Below are 4,852 nucleotides of genomic sequence, written 5' to 3'. Positions count from 1 at the left end.
GTGCCAAGCTTGCATGCCTGCAGCCGGCGAGCCTCGTAGAGCAGGATTCCCGTTGAGCACCGCCAGGTGCGAATAAGGGACAGTGAAGAAGGAACACCCGCTCGCGGGTGGGCCTACTTCACCTATCCTGCCCGGCTGACGCCGTTGGATACACCAAGGAAAGTCTACACGAACCCTTTGGCAAAATCCTGTATATCGTGCGAAAAAGGATGGATATACCGAAAAAATCGCTATAATGACCCCGAAGCAGGGTTATGCAGCGGAAAAGCGCTGTCTAGATTACTTGTACAGCTCGTCCATGCCGCCGGTGGAGTGGCGGCCCTCGGCGCGTTCGTACTGTTCCACGATGGTGTAGTCCTCGTTGTGGGAGGTGATGTCCAACTTGATGTTGACGTTGTAGGCGCCGGGCAGCTGCACGGGCTTCTTGGCCTTGTAGGTGGTCTTGACCTCAGCGTCGTAGTGGCCGCCGTCCTTCAGCTTCAGCCTCTGCTTGATCTCGCCCTTCAGGGCGCCGTCCTCGGGGTACATCCGCTCGGAGGAGGCCTCCCAGCCCATGGTCTTCTTCTGCATTACGGGGCCGTCGGAGGGGAAGTTGGTGCCGCGCAGCTTCACCTTGTAGATGAACTCGCCGTCCTGCAGGGAGGAGTCCTGGGTCACGGTCACCACGCCGCCGTCCTCGAAGTTCATCACGCGCTCCCACTTGAAGCCCTCGGGGAAGGACAGCTTCAAGTAGTCGGGGATGTCGGCGGGGTGCTTCACGTAGGCCTTGGAGCCGTACATGAACTGAGGGGACAGGATGTCCCAGGCGAAGGGCAGGGGGCCACCCTTGGTCACCTTCAGCTTGGCGGTCTGGGTGCCCTCGTAGGGGCGGCCCTCGCCCTCGCCCTCGATCTCGAACTCGTGGCCGTTCACGGAGCCCTCCATGTGCACCTTGAAGCGCATGAACTCCTTGATGATGGCCATGTTATCCTCCTCGCCCTTGCTCACCATGCTTAATTTCTCCTCTTTAATTCCCGGGTACCGAGCTCGAATTCGTAATCATGTCATAGCTGTTTCCTGTGTGAAATTGTTATCCGCTCACAATTCCACACAACATACGAGCCGGAAGCATAAAGTGTAAAGCCTGGGGTGCCTAATGAGTGAGCTAACTCACATTAATTGCGTTGCGCTCACTGCCCGCTTTCCAGTCGGGAAACCTGTCGTGCCAGCTGCATTAATGAATCGGCCAACGCGCGGGGAGAGGCGGTTTGCGTATTGGGCGCTAGCGGAGTGTATATACTGGCTTACTATGTTGGCACTGATGAGGGTGTCAGTGAAGTGCTTCATGTGGCAGGAGAAAAAAGGCTGCACCGGTGCGTCAGCAGAATATGTGATACAGGATATATTCCGCTTCCTCGCTCACTGACTCGCTACGCTCGGTCGTTCGACTGCGGCGAGCGGAAATGGCTTACGAACGGGGCGGAGATTTCCTGGAAGATGCCAGGAAGATACTTAACAGGGAAGTGAGAGGGCCGCGGCAAAGCCGTTTTTCCATAGGCTCCGCCCCCCTGACAAGCATCACGAAATCTGACGCTCAAATCAGTGGTGGCGAAACCCGACAGGACTATAAAGATACCAGGCGTTTCCCCCTGGCGGCTCCCTCGTGCGCTCTCCTGTTCCTGCCTTTCGGTTTACCGGTGTCATTCCGCTGTTATGGCCGCGTTTGTCTCATTCCACGCCTGACACTCAGTTCCGGGTAGGCAGTTCGCTCCAAGCTGGACTGTATGCACGAACCCCCCGTTCAGTCCGACCGCTGCGCCTTATCCGGTAACTATCGTCTTGAGTCCAACCCGGAAAGACATGCAAAAGCACCACTGGCAGCAGCCACTGGTAATTGATTTAGAGGAGTTAGTCTTGAAGTCATGCGCCGGTTAAGGCTAAACTGAAAGGACAAGTTTTGGTGACTGCGCTCCTCCAAGCCAGTTACCTCGGTTCAAAGAGTTGGTAGCTCAGAGAACCTTCGAAAAACCGCCCTGCAAGGCGGTTTTTTCGTTTTCAGAGCAAGAGATTACGCGCAGACCAAAACGATCTCAAGAAGATCATCTTATTAATCAGATAAAATATTTCTAGGCACCAATAACTGCCTTAAAAAAATTACGCCCCGCCCTGCCACTCATCGCAGTACTGTTGTAATTCATTAAGCATTCTGCCGACATGGAAGCCATCACAAACGGCATGATGAACCTGAATCGCCAGCGGCATCAGCACCTTGTCGCCTTGCGTATAATATTTGCCCATGGTGAAAACGGGGGCGAAGAAGTTGTCCATATTGGCCACGTTTAAATCAAAACTGGTGAAACTCACCCAGGGATTGGCTGAGACGAAAAACATATTCTCAATAAACCCTTTAGGGAAATAGGCCAGGTTTTCACCGTAACACGCCACATCTTGCGAATATATGTGTAGAAACTGCCGGAAATCGTCGTGGTATTCACTCCAGAGCGATGAAAACGTTTCAGTTTGCTCATGGAAAACGGTGTAACAAGGGTGAACACTATCCCATATCACCAGCTCACCGTCTTTCATTGCCATACGAAATTCCGGATGAGCATTCATCAGGCGGGCAAGAATGTGAATAAAGGCCGGATAAAACTTGTGCTTATTTTTCTTTACGGTCTTTAAAAAGGCCGTAATATCCAGCTGAACGGTCTGGTTATAGGTACATTGAGCAACTGACTGAAATGCCTCAAAATGTTCTTTACGATGCCATTGGGATATATCAACGGTGGTATATCCAGTGATTTTTTTCTCCATTTTAGCTTCCTTAGCTCCTGAAAATCTCGATAACTCAAAAAATACGCCCGGTACTGATGAATCCCCTAATGATTTTGGTAAAAATCATTAAGTTAAGGTGGATACACATCTTGTCATATGATCAAATGGTTTCGCGAAAAATCAATAATCAGACAACAAGATGTGCGAACTCGATATTTTACACGACTCTCTTTACCAATTCTGCCCCGAATTACACTTAAAACGACTCAACAGCTTAACGTTGGCTTGCCACGCATTACTTGACTGTAAAACTCTCACTCTTACCGAACTTGGCCGTAACCTGCCAACCAAAGCGAGAACAAAACATAACATCAAACGAATCGACCGATTGTTAGGTAATCGTCACCTCCACAAAGAGCGACTCGCTGTATACCGTTGGCATGCTAGCTTTATCTGTTCGGGCAATACGATGCCCATTGTACTTGTTGACTGGTCTGATATTCGTGAGCAAAAACGACTTATGGTATTGCGAGCTTCAGTCGCACTACACGGTCGTTCTGTTACTCTTTATGAGAAAGCGTTCCCGCTTTCAGAGCAATGTTCAAAGAAAGCTCATGACCAATTTCTAGCCGACCTTGCGAGCATTCTACCGAGTAACACCACACCGCTCATTGTCAGTGATGCTGGCTTTAAAGTGCCATGGTATAAATCCGTTGAGAAGCTGGGTTGGTACTGGTTAAGTCGAGTAAGAGGAAAAGTACAATATGCAGACCTAGGAGCGGAAAACTGGAAACCTATCAGCAACTTACATGATATGTCATCTAGTCACTCAAAGACTTTAGGCTATAAGAGGCTGACTAAAAGCAATCCAATCTCATGCCAAATTCTATTGTATAAATCTCGCTCTAAAGGCCGAAAAAATCAGCGCTCGACACGGACTCATTGTCACCACCCGTCACCTAAAATCTACTCAGCGTCGGCAAAGGAGCCATGGGTTCTAGCAACTAACTTACCTGTTGAAATTCGAACACCCAAACAACTTGTTAATATCTATTCGAAGCGAATGCAGATTGAAGAAACCTTCCGAGACTTGAAAAGTCCTGCCTACGGACTAGGCCTACGCCATAGCCGAACGAGCAGCTCAGAGCGTTTTGATATCATGCTGCTAATCGCCCTGATGCTTCAACTAACATGTTGGCTTGCGGGCGTTCATGCTCAGAAACAAGGTTGGGACAAGCACTTCCAGGCTAACACAGTCAGAAATCGAAACGTACTCTCAACAGTTCGCTTAGGCATGGAAGTTTTGCGGCATTCTGGCTACACAATAACAAGGGAAGACTTACTCGTGGCTGCAACCCTACTAGCTCAAAATTTATTCACACATGGTTACGCTTTGGGGAAATTATGAGGGGATCTCTCAGCGCCCGGTAGTGATCTTATTTCATTATGGTGAAAGTTGGAACCTCTTACGTGCCGATCAACGTCTCATTTTCGCCAAAAGTTGGCCCAGGGCTTCCCGGTATCAACAGGGACACCAGGATTTATTTATTCTGCGAAGTGATCTTCCGTCACAGGTATTTATTCGGCGCAAAGTGCGTCGGGTGATGCTGCCAACTTACTGATTTAGTGTATGATGGTGTTTTTGAGGTGCTCCAGTGGCTTCTGTTTCTATCAGCTGTCCCTCCTGTTCAGCTACTGACGGGGTGGTGCGTAACGGCAAAAGCACCGCCGGACATCAGCGCCATTCGCCATTCAGGCTGCGCAACTGTTGGGAAGGGCGATCGGTGCGGGCCTCTTCGCTATTACGCCAGCTGGCGAAAGGGGGATGTGCTGCAAGGCGATTAAGTTGGGTAACGCCAGGGTTTTCCCAGTCACGACGTTGTAAAACGACGGCCAGTGCCAAGCTTGCATGCCTGCAGCCGGCCAGCCTCGCAGAGCAGGATTCCCGTTGAGCACCGCCAGGTGCGAATAAGGGACAGTGAAGTAGTAACACCCTCTCGCGGGTGGGCCTACTTCACCTATCCTGCCCGGCTGACCCCGTTGGATACACCAAGGAAAGTCTACACGAACCCTTTGGCAAAATCCTGTATATCGTGCG

Annotated in this window: 2 protein-coding genes and 1 pseudogene; 2 read left to right on the top strand and 1 reads right to left on the bottom strand. The window is 50.5% G+C overall.

The window, feature by feature from the left end; genetic code table 11:
* Positions 1 to 2,133 precede the first annotated feature (2,133 nt).
* Positions 2,134 to 2,793, bottom strand: a complete 660-nt coding sequence (locus KO492_RS09205) for a type A-1 chloramphenicol O-acetyltransferase (protein ID WP_000412211.1) — start codon at positions 2,791 to 2,793, stop codon at positions 2,134 to 2,136.
* A gap of 160 nt (positions 2,794 to 2,953) precedes the next feature.
* On the opposite strand from KO492_RS09205, the gene KO492_RS09200 reads away from it, so the two are divergent.
* Both KO492_RS09200 and KO492_RS09195 read left to right on the top strand, forming a co-directional pair.
* Entirely contained in the window at positions 2,954 to 4,162 is a 1,209-nt protein-coding gene (locus KO492_RS09200; RefSeq protein WP_001339197.1) for an IS4-like element ISVsa5 family transposase, read from the top strand.
* A gap of 247 nt (positions 4,163 to 4,409) precedes the next feature.
* Positions 4,410 to 4,529, top strand: a pseudogene (locus tag KO492_RS09195) (IS1 family transposase); the annotation flags it as partial.
* Positions 4,530 to 4,852 lie beyond the last annotated feature (323 nt).

This window comes from Celeribacter halophilus, assembly GCF_018860305.1.
Lineage (GTDB): Bacteria > Pseudomonadota > Alphaproteobacteria > Rhodobacterales > Rhodobacteraceae > Celeribacter > Celeribacter halophilus_A.
Note: the sequence above shows the minus strand (reverse complement) of the source record. Positions and strands in the feature narration are given on the sequence as shown.